Origin of the sequence: Trueperella pecoris (assembly GCF_014926385.1) — a bacterium.
Taxonomy (GTDB): Bacteria; Actinomycetota; Actinomycetes; order Actinomycetales; family Actinomycetaceae; genus Trueperella; species Trueperella pecoris.
The window spans coordinates 1,462,273-1,482,298 of sequence record NZ_CP053291.1 but is presented as its reverse complement, the minus strand read 5'-3'; the positions used below and the strand labels follow the sequence as shown (position 1 = coordinate 1,482,298).

Here is a 20,026-nt window from a genome sequence, read left to right as displayed (position 1 = left end):
TCTCTACTTTCCAGGGGTCAGGCCCGAAAAGCGATAAGCCTCCAGGTAGACATGTAAGGCATTTCATATGTTGCTTTTGTGCCTGTGTTTGTGACATTCGTATGGCTCTTACCAGCTAAAACGCTTTTTCGAGGAGTTTGCGGGGGGAGTCTCCATATGCCCCTGGGGGCTGACGGGGCCAATTTTTTGTCGGTGTAAGTTGAAAACCTCAGAAATAGCTGGGGGCGGTAGCCGACCGCCGGTCGTGACATTCACGAAGCGGAGCCTCGCGCTGAAGCTTCACTACTCGAAGGAGATTATGGAATGAAACCGAAGAATTCGCTCGCAATGAAGGTGGCTCTGGCGGCGACCTTGAGCGCGGCTGTTGTTGGCGCAGGCACCGTAGCCTCCGCCGTTCCTGCTTCGTCGGAGCAGGAAGCCGCGAAGACCGTGGTTTGCTTGACCCCTGAGGAAAAGCAGCATCAGCTGGAGATGATCTCCGTCGCTGTTGAGGTTGCTCACGGCAAGGTTGTGCAGGCTCAGGCGGCTCTCGATCTTGCCCAGGCGCATGTTGATGAGGCTCAGGCGGCTTACGACGCCGTGAAGAAGGACGCCGATAAGGCTGCGGCTGATCTGACCGAGGCTGAAGAAGGGCTTAAGACTGCCAAGGATGCAGTTGTTGCTGCGCAGAAGGCTTATGACGCTGCAGTTGAAGCTGAGAAGGCAGCCTCAGTGGCTTATGAAAAGTGGCAGAAGGCTGATGAGGCTGAGAAGGTTGCGATTGAGGCGTTCGAGGCATGGGAGAAGGCCGCCGAAGCCGAGGAAGCCGCCGATAAGCTCGCCCAGGAGGCTTATGAGAAGTGGCAGAAGGCTGATGAGGCTGAGCAGGCTGCCATGGAAGCCTACGAGGCATGGGTAGCCGCTGATGAGGCTGAGCAAGCTGCGAACGAGGCTACCCAGAAGGCGCTTGCCGACTCCAATGCTGCTATCGAGGCTGAGGAGGCTGCGGACACAGCAGCCAAGGAGGCTTACGAAGCATGGAAGGCCGCCAAGGAAGTCAACGAGGCACGGACGGTAGACGTGATCGCCAAGAACAAGGTGGCGGTTGCCGCCGGTGAGGAAGCGCGCAAAAAGCTTGCGGTTCTGGTGGCGGCTCGCAATGAGGCGGCTCCGGTGATTCGCGATGCGGCCGAGAAGCGTGAGGCGATGCTTGAGGCCAACACTGTTTGGACGAAGACTGCTGATGTGGCTCGTGCCAAGGGCAAGGTATTGGATGCGGCCAAGCTGAGGGCTGAAAACGCGGGCAAGGATGTTGCTACCAAGTTTGATACCATGCATGCTGCCAACGATGAGCATATCGCCGCAGGAAAGGTGAAACAGGCCAAGGAGGCCGAGCTCGAATCAGCGAAGCAGGAGGCTGCGGACGCAGCAACGAAGCTTGCGGCGGCCAAAGAGACTGAGCAGGCCAAGGATGATGAAGCCAAGAGAGCTAAAGTAGTTGCTAATGAGAAACTTGCTACCCTCGAGGCTGAGGAGGCCAAGGCCGGCACGGTTGACGCTGAGGACGTGGCTATTAAGCAGGCCGCCGTGGAGAAGGCGAAACAGCAACTCGCCACTGCTGAAAAGGCTGTCTCGGATCTGACCGAAGAGGTTAGCCGGCTATTAACTACCGCGCACACGCGTAACACCGCGAAGAATGAAGCCAAGGACACGTACGAGAAGCTGCACAGAGAGGCTGAAGAGGCAGTCAAGGTTGCTGATGCCAAGGCACGCGAACATGAAAAAAAGACGCTCAAGGCTCAGGGCATCCAGCGCACTCTTGAGGCAAAGAAGGCTGCTTGGCAGGAAGCTCAGAACAAGGCCAACGATACCTTCTCTCCGGAAGATAACCGCCTGGCAGAAAAGACCTTCGGTGATTACCACAACGATGTGCTCGAGTTGGCAGATTTGGAGCGCGCTATTCCACGCTTGAAGGCGGAGGCGGACGCTTTAGTCGCCGACGCAAAGGATAAGGCGGAGCAATACGATGACGCCTATGCGGAATACCAGAGAATTGAAGCTGGATACAATGAGTATGCCGCCCAGGTACAGTCAGCTCGTCAGGAGGTTGAGTCTGCCGAGAAAAAGGCGGAGGCTGCGAAGGTTAAGCTAGCCGAGGCTCGCAGTGCTCTTCAAGCCGCACAGGAAGGTAGCTCGAACGACGCTGCTATCGATAAGGCTCAGGAGGAGCTCAATAAGGCGGACGAGGAACTGAAAGCTGCCAAGAGTGCTGCACAGGAAGCTCGCGAGGCCGTGCGCAATGCTGAGAACGCCAAGGCCAGCGCAGATGAAGCTGTGGCAACGGCTCAGCAAGCTCTCGATAAGGCCACGGCTGTAGAAGATGAGAAGGGCGCGGCTACGGCGAAGGCTCACAAGGTGTGGGAAGCTGCGCAGAATGAAAAGACTGCCGCAGATGAGGCACTGAAGAAAACTGAGGAAGAGTCCTCCGCGGCATTCTCGGCATTCAAGCAGGCTGACGAAAAGGCAAAGGCCGCGCGCAAGGCCTTTGAAGAGGCTGATCAGTTAGAAACGGCGGCGCGCGAGGCTCTCATGCAGGCTCAGGCTGACTATGCTGCCGCCAAGCAGGCTGAAGAAGCTGCGGATGCGGCAGTCCAGGAGGCCTACGAAGCATGGTTGGCCGTCAAGGATTTTGACGTCGACGCCCTCGAGTCTGAGATGAAGGCTGCTAATAAGGCCGCTATCGCCGCCGGTGACGACGCGAAGGCCAAGGCCGAGGTTGTCGCGCAGAAGAACGCTGAGGCCGGCGTCGCGGCTAAAGATGCTGCTGCTAAGCACGAGGCGATGGTCGCTGCGAACAAGTCCTCGCTTAAGGCTGGCGATGCCAACGTTCTGTTGGACGAGCTCAAGACGCTGGACAAGGCCGCAATCGCTGCCGGCGAAGAGGCTGGAGCGAAATATGCACAGATGCTCGCAGCCCAGAAAGCCTCCGTTGAGGCCGGAGACGCTAGCGCGCTGTGGGCCGAACTTGTCAAGGCGAACGCCCTCTCGCTTGAGGCTGGCGACGCCAATGTTCTCGCCGACGCTCTCGCGGTTGCCAAGGCCGAAGCTAAAGCTGCCAAGGGAGTTGCTGCGCAGGTGACTATTGCCAACGACTTGGCACAGACCAGCCTCGCAGAAGCCGGTGAGGTGCTCAAGAAGGCAATCGATGGCCGTGACGCCCATGCTGAGGCACTCGCCTCGGCTAAGGAAGTCCTTGCAGCCGGTGAGAAAACTTATGCTGATTCCGACGCGATCGAGATCTGCAACGTCCCGGTTGAGCCTGTCAACCCGGCTGATCCGGAGGTGACCGAGCCTGGTACGGAGGCTGAGGAGCCTGCTCCAGCTCAGTCTGAAACGGACAAGCCTGTGGCGAACAAAGTCACTGCGAAGGCTGACGCTCCCAAGGCAAAGCTCGCCTACACCGGTGCCTCCACGGATGGCACGTTGATGGCCTCCATCTTCGCCCTCTTTGGTGGTGCTGGCCTGCTTGGTGCCTCGCGATACGCCGCGCGTCACCGCCGTGATTCCTAAGATTTCCTAGGATCTATAGGGAGGGTAGCTGCACGCGTAGCTGCCCTCCCTTATTTGAGGGTTAATAGACAAAACGTGGGTCTAATGCGGGCGTGTCGTTAGCTTCGAATCCATCCTTTTCGGATGGTGAGGCTGTCTTCCCATGGGTGGAGTTGGTTGATGGTTCTCGGGCTAATTTTGTACACAGTTCATACCCCGTGCTTGTCAGCCTGTTGTGAGTTTGGTGGTTTGTGGTTGATTCCGGGGTGCTGGTTGCTTGAGCTGGGGTGCTTGGCAAGTCCGCCCGGGAGGAGCAGGTCTCTGGGTATGCCAGCGCGTCTGGGGGTGCCCCTATGTCTTCTGTCAAGTCTAGGCGGCTTTTTTAGGGGGCTGGGTTTCGTAGAAGGTGCCGTCTCGTAACATGGCGTAGATGACGGTTAGGCGTCGGTGGGCTAGGGCGATGATGGCTTGGTTGTGTCGTTTTCCGTTAAGGCGTTTCTTGTCGTAATAGCGTCGTGAAATGGGATCGGCACGTAGGGAAGCGAAGGCGGACAGGAATAGGGCTCGTTTGAGGCGTTTGTTGCCTGTGTGGGATACGTTCTCGGATTTAATTGATGTTCCAGACTGACGTGTTCTTGGTACTAGGCCTGCGTAGGAGGCGAGATTGGCGGCGGAGTCGAATTCTTTTCCTGCAAGCTCGGCGATGATCACAGCGGTGGTCCTCACCCCAATTCCTGGCATGGAGGTGAGGACCGGGTAAAGAGGGTGTTCGGTCACCAGCTTCTCGATTTGTGTCTCGATATCATCACGCTGGTGGTAGAGCCCGGCTAAGGTGTGTGCTAGGTGTGGGATGACAATGGCTGCCGCGTTTGTGCCTGTCACGGTCACTGTCTGTGTGGCAAGAGCGTCGATAATCTCATTGGCCCATGCTTGCCAGCGCCTGGCTCCGTGTTTCTTGAGTTTGGCGCCAATGCGAGAGTGGCCAGCTTTCTTCAATGCGGCAGGAACAGGCCAGGTTTGTAGCATGGCTAGGATTGCTGGATGGTCCAGGCGTGGTCCAATCACGCGTTCTAGTCCTGGGTGAATCTGTGTCAACAAACCGCGGATGCGGTTACGAGTCTGGGTGATCTGGCGTGCGAGGTCGTCGTCGAACCCGGTGAGCATCCCCAGCTCGGCTTCGTCTTCGTCGATAGTGCGAAGAGTTCGCAGCGTGTGAGGCGTTGTACGAGCTGCGTGGGCGATGATGAACGCATCGCGTTGGTCAGTTTTCGCATTGCCTGGGTATAAGTCTGCGATGCGCCGCATCGCCAGGCCTGGTAGATATGCGACAGCGATTGCCATCGATTGTGCAACTGCGACAGCTAAAGCGCCAATTGTCGCGGGTTGATCGACAACTATTAGCAAACGACCTTGGGCTGCTAGATCGTCATAAATCGCGCGTAGTTTGCTTTCATCGTTAGGCAAAGAGTGGGAGTAAACCAGCTCACCGGAATCGTTAACAGCGGTTGCCCAGTGGTCAGCCTTTCCCACGTCTATACCCAGCCAGATCTTGAAATCTCCAGGTTCCATGATGCTCTCGCCTTCGAGGTAGAAACGGTTAACTTCGTTGGCCTTAGGGCAAACACATCCGCCTTACACCCACGTTACGACAGGCATCCTATTCCAGTGCCACGCCCCTGATCAGCAATCACGAACATGTCTGTCCGATCCCGGTGACAACACCCCCGGATCATTCAAAAGACAGGGGCAGACAATCATGCCGGGATCGTCCAGCCAACAAACCCATCATCCCGCACAAACAACAGAACTAGGGCTCCTCAAAAAAGTAACGGGGCAAGCAGGCCGTGCTGCCGGCAGGGCGGGCGCTGGCTCTGTCCTTGCCCAAGGCGAGATTTGATATCTTTTTGAACGGACACTGGTATGGTCAAGTTCCTTTCCTTCCTGAACATCGCAATAAACAACATTCAGGAATCTAGAACACGAACCTGCCAGTGTCCTTTTCTCTACCGCGAAAAACTGAGCCACCCACTGGCTCAATGACAAATGCACAATCGGCTCAGAAACATTTGACCATACGACAGAACCCCGAAATGCTCGCCCCAACACCAAAAATGACCTCATACTGACTCGCAACGAGGCTGGCACACAGAGCCGCGCCCTCGATGGCGTGGCGGGCTGTTAGATATGCCCAGATCATGGATTTCTACGGTGTTTTCCGAGTTTTATGACAGCCGGGGATGGAACATTTCGCTGGGCCTGTTCGGAAGGAGAGCTTGGCCGTTCTCGTGGTCTTTATTCGTTGTGGGAAACGGAATCGAGCAGTTCCTTCGAATCGCTGAATATCCTGGATAGTTGCCCGGCTTGTTCTACCTCCACCTGGTGGGCCTGGACAGCTAATTTTGTAATTCGTATCTCTTCGAGTAGAGGTGCGATGAAATCTTTGGCATAGGTCTGTTCGGTTGTTGTTGATGCAGCGAAAGAAAGCCCAGCGAAGCTGGCCAAGATGAGGGCCACCTTGATGTCGTCTTCGCCAAATGCCCATTTGATGCCGAACAAATGGATATGGTCGCGCGCTTCTCCGAGCCACGCTTGTGCTAGCGGATCAGGTACCGACACAACTGAGAGAAGAAGGAGGAATGCTATAACGAGGATCATGAACCAGAACACTTGTATCAGGTGAGTGAGGGCCAGATTCAGGATAAGATTTCCCCTTTGCAGACGAGTCAAGCGTGCTGGGTGAGCATTGTCAGAGAGTTTGAAAGGGGTTTCGGCAAGTAATTGATTTGCCCGTTCGTCGTCGATCGGCGTATCGAGGATGTCCAGGACTCGTTCGCGTGAGGAGATGACCACTAACCCGATTGTTAAGCCCACCAGAATCAGTGCCAATGTGCTTATTTTGCTCCAACTATTTGAACGTGCGATCTGCCATGCTTCTTGCGAATAGAACACAAAAAGCAGAGTAATGATAAGAAGCGGTAGAGCTTTTGCGACGAGTATTGCGAGGGAATCGAGTTGGCGTAATGCGCGCCTTCCTGCCCACGCCAAAATGATGCCACCGCCCAACCAGAAGAATAAGAGTGTTGCGATAGTGATGACACAACGAAAGATCACCGTGGGGATGGCGGAAAGCAGAGGGGTAGCGAGGGTTGAAGAATCGTCTACTATCGCCGATAGTGCTGGGCTAAAGATGTATATTGCTGTGGCTATCGCAGTTGATGCTGCGCGTGTGCTGGCCTGGCGCTTACGCATAGCGAGCATGATGACGATAGTGATAACAGTTGCGGCGGGGATGGAGAAAACGAGCGCAATTAAGGGCCAGATGCTGGCTTCGGATACCTGTCCGGTGAAATTGACTTCGCTACGTTCTAAGATGACGCCCGTCTGTTTAAGTCTTCCCAGTAGCCAAAGCGCTAACACCTGCCAGAGGGCATAGATCGCGCCAAAGCTAGCCAATGGAAATAAGCGTGAGAGGATCTGGTAGCCGCGCGTGGCGAAGGAGAGCATGGTGGGTAGTCCGTTTCGGATAAACCATACTGATTCTTGGCTATGTGCTGAGACTTGAGATACCACAGGTATATTGTGCCACTACTGGTTCGGAGTGTGCGTAAGCTGCGTCTTGACATATGGTACCCCCTGTGTCACTGTGTTAATACACTAATACAGTGGTAAAGGGGGTATTTATGGCTTTGGATGATTCCCGGCCCATCTGGATCCAACTCGCGGAGAATTTTGGCCAAAAGATCATCTGTGGCGAATGGGAGCCAGGTGTGAAGATCCCTAGCGTGCGCGAACTTGCGCTTGAACAAGGGGTAAATCCGAACACGATTCAGCGCGCACTTAACAAGCTTGACGACGACGGGCTGACAGTCCCCGCACGGGCCCAAGGACGCTTCGTGACTGATGACGAAAGCGTAATCCAACGGCGTCGGGAGGAGGCTGCCACGGCGTTAACAGACCGTCATATCGCGGCGGTTCAAGGCTTGGGACTCAACCTCGACGGGGCTGCAAACCTCCTCAAACAACGCTGGATCAGTTCTAACTAAGGAAGAATGATGGAATCGCTTATTCATGTGACATCGTTGACGAAGAGATTCGGCAACGCTGTTGCCCTCGATGGGCTCAACTTGGACCTCGTCCCGGGCAGGGTTGTTGGGCTGATTGGCCACAATGGTTCTGGGAAGACCACGCTATTGAAGATTCTTGCGGGTTTGATCTCCGATTATGGCGGGACGGCGACGATCTTGGGACACAAGCCAGGTTGTTCCACCAAACCGCTTGTGGCCTTCCTGCCGAGCGAAGAATTTATTGACGCCGAACAAACCGTTGCCGATGCCGTACGGCTCTTCGCAAGGTTCTTCGCTGACTTTGACGAGCGCAAAGTAGCCGAATTGCTCGACTATTTCCATATCAGTAGCACCTCTTCGATCAAGGAGCTTTCCAAGGGTACGAGGGAGAAGGTGCAGATCGCGCTCGTGATGTCGCGGCGTGCCAAGGCTTACCTCCTCGACGAGCCCATCTCCGGGGTCGATCCGGGCGCGCGTTCAGTCATCCTTGAGGGGATCCTGCGTGACTTCCCCGAGGACGCCCTCCTCTTTATCTCCACCCATCTGGTATCTGACGTGGAAGCGATCTTCGACGACGTTGTGATGCTCAAAGACGGTCGCGTGCTCTACTCGGGCAATGCGGATGACCTCCGCGACGAAACCGGACTCTCTATCGACGCGCTCGCTCGGAAGGAATACCGCTAATGTTTGGAAAACTCTTTGCTCAAGAATGGCTTGATTACAAGAAGACAGTGGTGTTCGGGACGTTGTCTGTAGCCCTAGTAGTGGTTGCGCTGTCCTTCCCGGTTCACTTGTTGAACATCCAGTTCGTCTCCTCACTCGCATCGATTGTTGCGATTGGAGGAGCTAGCGCTGCATTCGTTGCCACCTGCATCTTCCTCGGCCTTGGGTACTGGCAGACGACGCGCGGCTCGCGCGCCTATTTCACGTTCACCATCCCGGCTACGGGAAGGCAGGTCTTCTGGGCAAAAGTTGTCTTCGCCTACCTGATGGTTATGGCGGCGATCGCGATCATCCTCGTTGCGCTCTTGTCAACGCTCTGGGCCAATGCGCGCGCGAGCGGCGAAAGCCTGTCGGTCTGGTTCGGCCCGATCCGTGACTTCTTGGGGCAGCTTGGAGCGTGGAAGGTCATCACCGTCGGCGTCGTCATCTTACTGTTTGTCTTCCTGTATGTCTCAGCCGTGGCCGCGCTCATTTCCATCACCGCCCAGGAAAAGTATCAGCGCCATGCTGGCACCTTCATCCTTGCGATCGTCCTCGCCTATGCCGTTGGCCAGCTCTTGAATGTGGTGAGCATGATCTTCCTCCCTGGCGCGCTCAGCCTATCGACGGGCGAGCTCACCTGGGCGACCATGGCGTCTACCCTCATTGAGACGATCCGAACGGGAGCGGACCCGAATGTATTAGGGCTGGGGTTCATTCCCGTAACGCTCGTCTATCTTTCGAGCCTGACGTGGTGGGGCCTGCGTATGATCGAGCGCCCCTCGGTGAGGTAGGCAGATTCCGACGGGCGGGTGGGGCACGTGGCGAGTGGTGTCGGGCCGTCTCGCCACCCGCCCCAAGCATCGAACGGCCGCGGACGCCGGCACCCCTGCCGGCTCTGAGGCACTCGTGCCAGCTCTTAGAGGAGAACTACGTAGACCGCGAATAGCGCGAGGTGCCCAACTCCGTGGACGAGCGTGAATCGGCCAAGCGCCAGCGCTGTCGACTGAACGATGAGCGTAGCCAGGAGCAATCCAAGATCGGTTGCGCTGGCCCCCAAGTTGATGGCTTGGCCGGTCAGGGCACCGATCAGTAAAACGCCGGGTACCGATGCGCCAAATACGGAGACGAGGGCTCCGTGGGTCAGGTTCGACACGCGCTGAGTCTGACCGTTCCATCCGGCGCGCACCGTGGTGAGCGTTTCGGGAAGGAGGGCGACGGCCGCCAGGATCAGCCCGGCGACGGCGGTACGCGACACGACGGCGTCGAGCACGGGGCTCATGGCGTGCGAGAGGAGCACGATGGGCGTGAGAGTCACAAGGAGCCAGGCCAGGTTCGTGCCGATGGGCTCGGTGCTACGCGGTGGCGGAACTGCTTCGGCAAAGTCGCCGGAGCGAGGACCGAGCTGGAGCCACATGAACAGGGCGTAGCTGACGAGCACAAGCGCCCCGATGACCGCCGCCGGAAAACCCGAGAGCGCGCCGCCGAGCGCCAGTGGAAACGCGAAGGTTGCCGAGCCGAGGACGGTGAGCGCGAGGAGATATTGTGCGAGCGCTGGCCGGCGAATGTCTAGTGGCCCGTGCCGGAGCGCACCCACAACGATCGCGAACCCCAGAATGCAGCTGAGGATGAGCATGGCTCCCGAAAGCGCCGCGTCACGGGCGATCGAGGAGTGTGCCCCGGGACCGAGCAGAACGCTGGCGACCATCGCCACCTCAATGACGACGATCGACAGTGTCAAGATGATGGTCCCGAACGGCTCGCCTAGCCGACGCGCCAACGCGTCCGCACGGTGCATGACCCCGAATGAGGCATACACGATCGCCGCAAATATGCCGACGAGCGCACCAATTCCCTGAAACGACAACACCGACGTCAACACGACGGCCAACCAAGCAATAACAGCAGGCATGTGTACTTTCTTGAGGGCCGTCCCTCGCCGAGTGTCCGTGCCGGTTTGCCGGCGCCGGGTCGTCCCGGCCGGAAGTCCACACTAGTGTAACCCACCCCAGTCGGGACATAGGTGCTATACATCACATCGAATGCCAGGGATAATGGTGGGAAGGAGGCAACGATGCAACTCAAAGCTCCGCCCTCGTGGGCGCTGAAGGTCACCATGGCCGTGACGGGCGCGATCTGGGCGATCTTCGTCCTCATCCACCTGTATGGCAATCTCAAGGTGTACATGGGCCCGCAAAGTTTTGACGGCTACGCCCACTGGTTACGTGGCGCGTTTTACCCATTGGTTCCGAAACTTGGCGTCTTGTGGATCATGCGCGTCGTGCTGGGTGCATGCCTGATTTTGCACGTGTGGGCCGCCACTCTCGTGTATCTGCGCGGGCGCAAGTTCCGGGGCAAGTACCGGGCGCGCAAGCTCAGCGGACTGCAAGCCCTCTCGGCGCGGCTCATGCCGGTGACGGGCATCTTTATCCTTGGTTTCCTCGTCGTACACCTGCTCGACCTGACGGTGGGGGCTACACCGATCGCGACGGACTCCTTCCAGGGTCCGACGGCCGGCGCGTCGGCGGCATATTCCAACCTCGTGGCGTCCTTCGATCGCCCCGCCATGGCAATCTTCTACGCCACCACCATGGTGTTTCTTGCCATTCACGTGGCGCATGGAGCGTTTAACCTCGCCGTCGATTTCGGCTCTATGGGCGCCCGGTTGCGGTCAGTATTCGTATGGGTGGGGGCGCTGGCCGCGATCGCCATTTTGCTCGCCAACGCTTCCATTCCACTTGCAGTACAGATGGGGTGGCTCTCATGAGTTTCTTCAATTTCTTTCGCGACCTTCAGAGCGGAATCAACGACGCCGTCGCCGACGGATCCTTCCCCGAGGGCTTCACACCGCCGAGGGTCAAGATCAAGGGCGCGAGGCTCGGACGCGTGCTGGACGGCAACATTCCCGACGGCGATCCGGCGAGCGCTTGGAGACGGCGTCGTGATTCATACAAGCTGGTCAGCCCGCTGAACACGAAGAAGTTCACGGTCGTCGTCGTGGGGACGGGCCTGGCGGGATCGGGTTGTGCGGCGGCGCTGGGCGAGCTGGGCTACAACGTCCACTCGGTGACCTATCACGACGCGCCGAGGCGCGCCCACTCGGTCGCCGCCCAGGGCGGAATCAACGCGGCGCGAGGGCGCAAAGTCGACGGCGATTCGTTACACCGATTCGTCACCGACACGGTCAAGGGCGGAGACTTCCGCGCCCGCGAGGCCGAAGCGTTCCGGCTTGGTGAAGAGTCGATACGCGTCATTGACCACATGAACGCCATCGGTGCTCCCTTCGCGCGCGAATACGGCGGAACGCTCGCCACCCGATCGTTCGGAGGAGTGCAGGTCTCGCGCACTTACTACACGCGCGGCCAGACCGGCCAACAACTCCAGCTAGCTTCCTCCCAGGCGCTCCAACGCCAGATCAAGCGCGGAACCGTCACGCTGCACATTCGCAGCGAGATGCTCGACCTCATCATGGACGACGGGGTGGCGCGCGGCGTCGTCATCCGCGATCTTGTCACCGGTGAGGTCAGCGCCATCCCGGCCCACGCCGTTGTGCTCGCCACCGGCGGATACGGCTCGGTGTACTTCCAATCAACGCTGGCGTTGAACTCGAACGCCTCCGCGACGTGGCGCGCACACAAGCATGGCGCTTACCTCGCCCACGCATCCTTCGTGCAATTCCACCCGACGGCGCTACCGGTTAATTCGCCTTACCAGTCCAAGACGATCCTCATGTCCGAGTCGCTACGCAACGACGGGCGAATCTGGGTGCCCGCCCGTGCCGGCGACGATCGCCCGCCCGAAGAAATCCCGCCTACAGAACGGGACTACTACCTCGAACGCAAGTATCCAGCCTTCGGCAACCTCACCCCGCGCGACATCGCCTCGCGTGCGGCAACCGAGCAAATCAACTCGGGCCACGGGGTCGGGCCGCTGAAGAACTCCGTCTACCTCGATTTCTCGGACGCGCTCGCGGCTGTGGGCAAGAAAGTTATTGCCGAACGCTACGGCAACCTCTTCCACATGTACGAGCACGCCACGGGGGAGAACCCCTATGAGACGCCCATGCGTATCGCGCCAGGTGCGCATTTCACGATGGGAGGACTGTGGACCGACTTCGACCAGATGAGTTCGATCCCGGGATTGTTCGTGGGCGGGGAGGCCGGATGGTCCTACCACGGAGCAAATCGCCTAGGTGCGAATTCGTTGCTCTCGGCCTGCGTCGACGGATGGTTCACCCTCCCGTTCTCCGTGCCCAATTATCTCTCTAGGCATTTGGGGGAGGAATTGCCGGGCCCGGATTCGCCTCCCGTTGTGGAGGCGATGGAACGTGTGCGGGCACGCACCAACCGCCTGCTGTCCATTGGTGGCACACGAGGCCCCGTCCAGTTCCATCGAGAGCTGGGACAGATCATGTACGAGGGCTGCGGCGTCGGTCGCACGAAGAAGTCTCTGACGACGGCGCTGGCCGAGGTGCGCCGCCTCCAGGACGAATTCTGGGAGGACCTGTCCGTGCCCGGCGGCGACGCCCAAATCAACCAGACGCTCGAGAAAGCCGGGCGCGTGGCCGACTTCCTCGAACTTGCCGAGCTCATGTGCATCGACGCCCTCGATCGTGAAGAATCGGCGGGCGCGCACTTTCGCTTCGAGTACCAAACCGACGGTGAGGCCAAGCGCAACGATGAACAATGGGCGTTTGCCTCGGCGTGGGAGAGTGCGGGCGGTACCTTCATCCGCCACATGGAGCCGTTGGAATTCACCGCGGTTCCGCTGGCAACGAGGAGCTACTCATGAAATTGACATTAGAAATTTGGCGGCAGCCCGGCCCGGGGGCCAAGGGATGCTTCGAGTACCATACGATGGATGGGCTCGACGGTTCGATGAGCGTTCTCGAGCTCCTCGACAGGCTCAACGAACAACTGGTCAATGCCGGTAAGGAACCCTTCACCTTTGAGTCGGATTGTCGGGAGGGGATCTGTGGCGCGTGCGGCATCCTGGTTGGCGGAAGGCCTCACGGGCCTGAGCGCAACACGCCGGCCTGCCATCAGCGGCTGCGTTCATTCAAGGACGATTCGGTTGTGCGGATCGAGCCGCTGCGCTCGGCGAGTTACCCCGTGCTTCGTGACTTGATGGTCAATAGGCATAAGCTTGACGAGCTCCTTCAGGCTGGCGGATACGTCTCGGTGGATGCGGGTACCGCGCCCGACGCCGATTCGGTTCCGGTCGATCATGAGACAGTTGAAAACGCCCTCGACTTCGCGGCGTGCATCGGGTGCGGCGCGTGTGTTGCGGCATGTCCCAATGGTGCGGCCCACCTCTTCCTCGGAGCCAAGCTGACGCACCTGGCGATGCTGCCCCTGCCGAGCAAAGAACGCGCCCGCCGCGCGACGGCGATGATCGCCGTCGCCGATGAGAATTTCGGCCCGTGTTCCAACTATGGCGAGTGTGCGGCGGTCTGCCCGGCAAACGTGCCACTGTCCGCCGTCGCCGCGGTGAATAAGGAGCGCCTACGGGCGGTGTTCGCGCGCCGGCTTGCCAAGTAGGTTGCGCGACCCCGCGCGTGGGCCGGCTCGCTCGGGGTCGCTTGCTCGTAGCGGTTGCGGGGGCCGAACGTGGCGGATAGATGCGCTCTTCTGCAGAAGGTGGGAGCGCAAAGATGGATTTGGCCCGGTCTTTCAGACCGGGCCAAATCTTGCCACCCCCGGCCGCGTCTTGCGCGGCGTCGCACTTGCTGTCAGACAGGAGCAAGTGGTGAAACATATCGTGGCAAAGGTTGCCGGCGCCGTTCGCGGGAGACTCACCAAACTCCTGCACGCCTCAACAACCTGATATAAGGGTAGGAAATGACGGCCGTGGGGGATTGGTGTAGGATGTTTCAGCAAAATTTCCTCGGCGCGGTATGCCTGCGACCTGCATAAATATAAATATCGTCGGTCAATTATCGATATTTTTGCAACACTTTGCCCCCTTTCTGCCGTCCTCTCTCGAGCCGTGAATGCCATATCGTGATGCAATGCTTAGGCTGTGGCGGCATCACCAGGTTGCAGTAGTTGAAGATTCAATTAAGTGGTGTTAGTCTTCTGGCAGACGGTACCGGAACACCGGCCAATGCTAAGGAGTCAACATGCAGTTCGGAATCTTCTCAGTTTCTGACATCACCACTGACCCCACCACGGGGCGCACACCCAGCGAAGCTGAGCGCATCAAGGCCGCAGTAACTATCTCCAAGCACGCCGAAGACGCCGGCCTCGACGTCTTCGCCATCGGCGAGCACCACAACCCGCCTTTCTTCTCATCGTCGCCCACAACCCTGCTGGCACACATTGCGGCACAGACGAAGAAAATCATCCTGTCGACGTCGACGACCTTGATCACCACGAACGATCCGGTCAAGATTGCGGAAGACTACGCCATGCTCCAGCACCTGTCGGACGGGCGCATGGACCTCATGATGGGGCGCGGCAATACCGGCCCGGTATACCCCTGGTTCGGCCAGGACATCCGCCAGGGTATTCCGCTCGCCATCGAAAACTACTCACTCCTGCGCCGCCTGTGGGAAGAAGAGGACGTGGACTGGGAGGGCAAGTTCCGTACGCCCCTTCGCGGTTTTACCTCCACCCCGCGCCCTCTCGATGGGGTGGCACCCTTCGTTTGGCACGGCTCCATCCGCTCGCCGGAAATCGCCGAGCAGGCTGCCTACTACGGCGACGGCTTCTTCCACAACAACATCTTCTGGCCGATGAGCCACACCAAGCGCATGATCCAGCTCTACCGCCAGCGCTTCGCCCACTACGGCCACGGGAGACCCGAGCAGGCTATCGTCGGCCTCGGCGGTCAGTTCTACATCGCCAAGGATTCCCAGACCGCCAAGCGTGAGTTCCGCCCGTACTTTGACAATGCGCCCGTCTATGGCCACGGCCCCTCGCTTGAAGACTTCTCCGCGCAGACACCGCTCACCGTGGGATCGCCGCAGGAGGTCATCGATCGCACGCTCAGCTTCCGCGAGGACGTCGGCGATTATCAGCGCCAACTCTTTCTCCTCGACCACGCTGGCCTTCCGTTGAAGACGGTCCTCGAGCAGATCGACCATTTGGGCGAGATTGTGCCCGTCATGCGCGAGGAGTTCGAGTCCATGCGCGAGCCCGGCGTGCCCCATGCTCCGACCCACGCTTCGCTTCTCGCAGCCCGTATGGCCTCCGGCGTCGTTGACACGGGCTCGCCGACGGTGCGTGTCGACGACGTCACCGGCGGTTCCTTCTACCAGCAACAGGAAAGCGACTCGGCCTCCGTCGAGCACGCCGATGACCTGCTTCGGGAAGCGGAGAGTGGACGATGAAAATCGCAGTCGTATCCGCCTCCCTCTCCGAAAGCTCGACGACCGACCAGCTGGGCCGTGCCATGGCCGGCGCGCTCGCGCGCAAGACCCAAGCCGAGACGGACGTCATTTCGCTCCGCGAACTCGCGCACGCCATCACGGACAACATGCTCACGGGGATTCCCAGCCCGGCACTGGAGGCGGCGTTCGACCGTGTCAGGTCTGCCGACGCCGTCATCGCGGTGACGCCCGCATATAACGCCTCGTTTTCGGGGCTTTTTAAGTCCTTCTTCGACGTGCTCCCGTTGGACTATATGCGTGGCAAGCCCGTTGCGATCGGTGCCACCGGGGGAACGCCACGGCACTCGCTCGTCACGGAGCATGCAATCCGGCCGCTACTGACCTACCTGCGCGCCTTCGTCGTACCGACGGCGGTCTATGCGGCAACCGAAGACTTTGGCGCGCACGCAGCCGACTCTGACGGCCAGGGCGGTGTGAGCCTAGCCTCCCGGATCCAACGGGCGGCCAACGAGATCCTCGTGACGTGGCAGGCGACAGGTGGCGGCGGAGCCGAGCTAGGTCTCGGGGGCGTTGGTCAAGCCGGTATCAATTCTGGTGGTGGGAGTGCTGGCAGATCACAAGGTTCGCGTGCTGGCGGGGAGAGCGTCGAATCGCAAGACTCCGCAGTGCGAGATTCTGCAACCTCAGCCGCGCCGTCTGCCGCCACCTCTGCCGCGGGCCTCGATGATGCCTCTGGCCCAGATACCGCCACGTCTGTCCTAGCGACTGCGTCTGACGTAGAAACGGCGTCCGACCAAGATGATATTAAGGCCGCCAAGGCAATTTTTGCTGACTTCAAATCAATGGACGAGCTCTTCGCGAGCTAGCACGGCGCCGCCGCCGGGTGAAGAGCTGGATTCCCGCGCCGCCCGCGCCTCACGCGCTAACAAGCGCGTAGCTCCGGCGCTTCCAGCGGGCCAGGATCGAAGCCGGAGCGCCTGCGCCGGTACACAGTCATGCGGTAGCGGGTGCCGTTGTCGGCCACGTGCCAGCCTCGATCTGGGGCGCAGTCCATCGTCTCCCAATCGCGGGGGATCATGGGTGCAAACGCATCCGCGCCGGCGACGTCAATATCGACGTCCGTCACCACGATCCCGTCCGCCAACGCCATGCCTGCCTCATAAATCTGGGCGCCTCCCATGATCCACACCAGCGCGTCGGCGTCGTCAGACCTGGCCAGCTTGTATGCCTCGTCTAGCGAGGCGGTGACGAGGGCTCCCGGAGCGGCGAAGTCGCCGTCACGGGTGAGGACGATATTCTTGCGTCCGGGAAGCGGCTGAAATGTCGGACCCAGCGACTGCCACGTCCGCCGGCCCATAATAACCGGATGGCCCATGGTCATCCGCTTGAAAAATGCCAGATCCTCCGGCAGGTGCCACGCCATGCCGCCCTCGCGCCCAATTGCCCTGTCATGGCCCTGGGCCCAGATCATTCCCAACACTAGACAGCCACCGGCGCCTTAATCGCGGGATGATGCTGGTAGCCCTCGGAGGCGAGGATATCGTCCATGTCGTAGTCGAAAATGGAATCAGCCTTGCGCAATTCGAGCGTGGGGAAGGGGTAGGGCTCGCGCGAGATCTGCTCCTTCACCTGATCGATGTGGTTGAGGTAGATGTGACAGTCGCCGCCCGTCCACACGAAATCTCCCACCTCGACGCCAACCTGTTGAGCGACCATGTGTGTCAGCAGGGAATAGGACGCGATATTGAACGGCACGCCGAGGAAGAGATCCGCCGAGCGCTGATAGAGCTGACACGAGAGCTTGCCGTCGGCCACATAGAACTGGAAGAACGCGTGGCACGGCTGCAGGGCCATCGCATCGAGGTCAGCAACGTTCCACGCCGAGACGACCATACGACGCGAATCAGGATTGGTCTTGAGCGTTTCGATGACGCGGGCGATCTGGTCGATGTGCTCACCGGAGGGAGTCGGCCACGAGCGCCACTGGTATCCGTAGACGGGCCCGAGCTCGCCGCGTTCGTCGGCCCATTCGTCCCAAATGGTGATTCCGCGTTCCTGGAGCCAACCGACGTTGGTCTCGCCCCGCAGGAACCACAGCAGCTCGCCTTTCACGGCCTTCATTGCCACGAACTTTGTGGTGATACGGGGAAACCCGTCAGCAAGGTTGTAACGCAGTTGCCGCCCAAAAACTGACAGTGTGCCTGTACCCGTGCGGTCGCCCTTTTGCACCCCATTTTCAAGCACGTCCGCAAGCAGATCCTCGTATTGTCTATTGATCACAGCCATGGTTGTAGTTTAGTCATGGTTGGCGCCTCCGTGGCCAGTGCTGGCTGGGTCAGTGCTCGTTCACGACGCCGAACCCCGCCTCACGACGCCGAATCGGCCTGGCCGTCGGCACGGCGTCGGGCAATCTCGGCGTTAACGATTGCGGTGTCTCGGCTCATGATTTTGCCAAGCTGGTCAACAGCCATCTTTTCGATGCGGCCGCCGATGAGTGGCAAGCTGACCTTGATCTCGCCGGTGATCTTGGCAGGAGTGGTCACGCCGCCGTCGGCGAGCAGCATCGTGAGGGAGCCGGATGCCGGGGCGCCAGAGACATCGATGACGTAAGGGATTTTCGCGCCGTGGATCCGCCCGGCTTGAGACTGGACGACAGTCGTTGCGGTGGCGAAAATCTTCATCCCGTTCGGCAGGAAGGACCGCGCGGCGGCCGGAATGCGATCTGCCGGGACTTGAAGGCGGAACGAATGCGTGTCGCCGTCCTTGGCGAATTCGACTTCCTGGGTTACCCCGGCGGCCTTTTCGCGTGCGCGAAGTAGCTCTTCGGAGGTAAGTACATCGACGACGAGGTCAAGAGGGCCGACAAAACTGGTCTCGGATTCGAACTTCATAGTTACTATTGAACACGAATAATCATTACAGTGGTACTGTGTCAACACTTTCGCGAATTCTTAGCCGTGACTCCTACCTGTTTGCCCATCAGCGCGAGTGGCTCCACCACCTGACGGGCGAGTGGCAGATCATTGCCGACATTACCTTCTCCGACCTCATTCTCTACGTGCGTACCGATAGGGGCGTCGTTGTGGCGGCTCAGGCACGCCCGGCGACAGCCGCGACGGTCCACCAGAGAGACTTCGTCGGCGAGCCCACAAAGGAATGGAAGGCTGAGCTTATTGAAAAGGCCGGTCAGAGTGGTCAAGAGATTTTCACGGAAGACGACGGCGTCAACATCCGCCTCGTTCCCGTCTCCTGTCAGGGTGAGATCATCGCCGTGATGGGGATCGTGACGGCCAAATTCGTCGACCGCGTGCCGACCGTCATGCTCGCCAACTACGAGTCCATTGCCGACACTTTGGTGTCCATGGTCATGAACGGGGAATTCCCGATCGACGGATCGCCATCGGGTTATCGGCATGGAACCCCGCGCGTGACGGACGGCCTGATACACGTGGACTGCGAAGGGAGCGTCATCTATGCCTCCCCGAACGCCATTTCGCACCTTCGCCGCCTCGGGGTGGAAAAGCCGCTCTTGGGAGAGATCCTCGCAGAGGCCATCACGGATGATCTCGACGGTGTTTTCCAAATTGACGAGGCACTGCCCGTCGTACTGACTGGGAGAGCAGCATGGATGGCCGAGCTGGAGCGGAACGACGTCGTCGTCTCCTTCCGGGCCGTTCCTTTGATTCGCATGGGGGAGCGCCAAGGTGCCATCGTCTTGTGCCGCGACATCACGGAGCTGCGCCGCCAGGAACGCGAGTTGATGAGCAAGGATTCAACGATTCGTGAGATCAATCATCGCGTGAAGAACAATCTGCAGACGGTATCGGCGTTGCTACGCTTGCAGGCCCGCAGGGCAGGCGAAGGTATGACACGGATGGCGCTGGAAACCGCGCAGCGCCGCGTGGCCACGATCGCCGTCGTTCACGAAAAGCTTTCCCAGACGATCGATGAGGTCGTCGATTTCGACCAGGTCTTTGTTCCGGTGATGCGCATGGTACGCGACACGGCGGTGACCGATAACCCCGTGGTGACGACGTTCGAGGGTGATTTCGGGCGGGTGCGCGCCGAGCAAGCGACGGCGCTCGGCGTCGTCATGAACGAGATCATCTCCAACGCCATCGAACACGGGCTGCCCAAGGGCGGCCGCCTCGACATCAAGGCTCAGCGCGACGCCGAAAAGCTCCACATCGAAATTGCCGACGACGGCCGTGGCATGGGAGAGAACCATCCCACGGGTCTGGGCACGCAAATCGTCAAAACGATGGTGGTCTCCGAGCTGAAGGGGCGCATCGCGTGGCAGGAGCGTTCCGGTGGCGGGACTGTCGTCGTCCTTGACCTCATCATCCGTTCGTAGACGACGTGGGCCCGGAGGTGAGCTTGCCCCGCAGGCGTAATGCTT

Annotated in this window: 16 protein-coding genes; 10 read left to right on the top strand and 6 right to left on the bottom strand. The window is 59.5% G+C overall.

Annotated elements, in window-relative coordinates; all coding sequences use genetic code 11:
• Window positions 1-303 precede the first annotated feature (303 nt).
• Complete coding sequence (locus HLG82_RS06955; RefSeq protein ID WP_193326144.1) at window positions 304-3,549, top strand: hypothetical protein; 3,246 nt, start codon at window positions 304-306, stop codon at window positions 3,547-3,549.
• Window positions 3,550-3,897: 348 nt separating this feature from the next.
• Here the strand turns inward: HLG82_RS06955 and HLG82_RS06950 are convergent, their stop codons facing one another.
• Both HLG82_RS06950 and HLG82_RS06945 read right to left on the bottom strand, forming a co-directional pair.
• Entirely contained in the window at window positions 3,898-5,097 is a 1,200-nt protein-coding gene (locus HLG82_RS06950; protein WP_193326143.1) for an IS110 family RNA-guided transposase, read from the bottom strand.
• A gap of 723 nt (window positions 5,098-5,820) precedes the next feature.
• Window positions 5,821-7,098 (bottom strand): hypothetical protein, encoded by a 1,278-nt coding sequence (locus HLG82_RS06945; protein WP_193326142.1) that lies wholly within the window; start codon window positions 7,096-7,098, stop codon window positions 5,821-5,823.
• Between the two features lie 110 nt (window positions 7,099-7,208).
• On the opposite strand from HLG82_RS06945, the gene HLG82_RS06940 reads away from it, so the two are divergent.
• Genes HLG82_RS06940 through HLG82_RS06930 form a run of 3 tightly spaced genes read left to right on the top strand, consistent with a single transcriptional unit; the run spans window position 7,209 to window position 9,088 of the window.
• The gene (locus HLG82_RS06940; RefSeq protein ID WP_193326141.1) at window positions 7,209-7,571 is read left to right on the top strand and encodes a GntR family transcriptional regulator; all 363 of its coding nucleotides are present in this window, start codon (window positions 7,209-7,211) and stop codon (window positions 7,569-7,571) included.
• 6 nt (window positions 7,572-7,577) lie between these two features.
• Window positions 7,578-8,276, top strand: a complete 699-nt coding sequence (locus HLG82_RS06935; protein ID WP_193326140.1) for an ABC transporter ATP-binding protein — start codon at window positions 7,578-7,580, stop codon at window positions 8,274-8,276.
• Complete coding sequence (locus HLG82_RS06930) at window positions 8,276-9,088, top strand: hypothetical protein (RefSeq protein ID WP_193326139.1); 813 nt, start codon at window positions 8,276-8,278, stop codon at window positions 9,086-9,088. The genes HLG82_RS06935 and HLG82_RS06930 overlap by 1 nt, the downstream gene beginning before the upstream one ends.
• Before the next feature lie 125 nt (window positions 9,089-9,213).
• Here the strand turns inward: HLG82_RS06930 and HLG82_RS06925 are convergent, their stop codons facing one another.
• Window positions 9,214-10,206 (bottom strand): calcium:cation antiporter family protein, encoded by a 993-nt coding sequence (locus HLG82_RS06925; RefSeq protein ID WP_193326138.1) that lies wholly within the window; start codon window positions 10,204-10,206, stop codon window positions 9,214-9,216.
• Window positions 10,207-10,368: 162 nt separating this feature from the next.
• Here HLG82_RS06925 and HLG82_RS06920 point away from each other — a divergent pair, with 162 nt between their 5' ends.
• From HLG82_RS06920 to HLG82_RS06900, 5 genes are all read left to right on the top strand, one after another.
• Window positions 10,369-11,061 (top strand): succinate dehydrogenase cytochrome b subunit, encoded by a 693-nt coding sequence (locus HLG82_RS06920; protein ID WP_193326137.1) that lies wholly within the window; start codon window positions 10,369-10,371, stop codon window positions 11,059-11,061.
• On the top strand, window positions 11,058-13,085 hold the full coding sequence (locus HLG82_RS06915) for a fumarate reductase/succinate dehydrogenase flavoprotein subunit (protein WP_216858923.1): 2,028 nt from the start codon (window positions 11,058-11,060) through the stop codon (window positions 13,083-13,085). Before HLG82_RS06920 ends, HLG82_RS06915 begins: the two co-directional genes overlap by 4 nt.
• On the top strand, window positions 13,082-13,834 hold the full coding sequence (locus HLG82_RS06910; protein ID WP_193326135.1) for a succinate dehydrogenase/fumarate reductase iron-sulfur subunit: 753 nt from the start codon (window positions 13,082-13,084) through the stop codon (window positions 13,832-13,834). The genes HLG82_RS06915 and HLG82_RS06910 overlap by 4 nt, the downstream gene beginning before the upstream one ends.
• Before the next feature lie 581 nt (window positions 13,835-14,415).
• Window positions 14,416-15,627 (top strand): LLM class flavin-dependent oxidoreductase, encoded by a 1,212-nt coding sequence (locus tag HLG82_RS06905; RefSeq protein WP_193326134.1) that lies wholly within the window; start codon window positions 14,416-14,418, stop codon window positions 15,625-15,627.
• Window positions 15,624-16,493 (top strand): CE1759 family FMN reductase, encoded by an 870-nt coding sequence (locus HLG82_RS06900; protein ID WP_193326133.1) that lies wholly within the window; start codon window positions 15,624-15,626, stop codon window positions 16,491-16,493. The genes HLG82_RS06905 and HLG82_RS06900 overlap by 4 nt, the downstream gene beginning before the upstream one ends.
• 56 nt (window positions 16,494-16,549) lie before the next feature.
• Here HLG82_RS06900 and HLG82_RS06895 read toward each other — a convergent pair whose 3' ends face one another.
• The 3 genes from HLG82_RS06895 to HLG82_RS06885 form a co-directional block, all read right to left on the bottom strand.
• Entirely contained in the window at window positions 16,550-17,098 is a 549-nt protein-coding gene (locus HLG82_RS06895; protein WP_193326132.1) for a dihydrofolate reductase, read from the bottom strand.
• Window positions 17,099-17,106: 8 nt separating this feature from the next.
• Window positions 17,107-17,913 (bottom strand): thymidylate synthase, encoded by an 807-nt coding sequence (locus HLG82_RS06890; protein WP_193326131.1) that lies wholly within the window; start codon window positions 17,911-17,913, stop codon window positions 17,107-17,109.
• An 80-nt stretch (window positions 17,914-17,993) separates the two neighbouring features.
• A complete protein-coding gene (locus tag HLG82_RS06885) occupies window positions 17,994-18,518 on the bottom strand; it encodes a DUF2505 domain-containing protein (protein ID WP_193326130.1) in 525 nt (174 codons plus the stop codon).
• A gap of 38 nt (window positions 18,519-18,556) precedes the next feature.
• Between HLG82_RS06885 and HLG82_RS06880 the strand changes: the two genes are divergently transcribed.
• The gene (locus tag HLG82_RS06880; protein ID WP_193326129.1) at window positions 18,557-19,981 is read left to right on the top strand and encodes a sensor histidine kinase; all 1,425 of its coding nucleotides are present in this window, start codon (window positions 18,557-18,559) and stop codon (window positions 19,979-19,981) included.
• The last annotated feature ends 45 nt before the right edge of the window (window positions 19,982-20,026 follow it).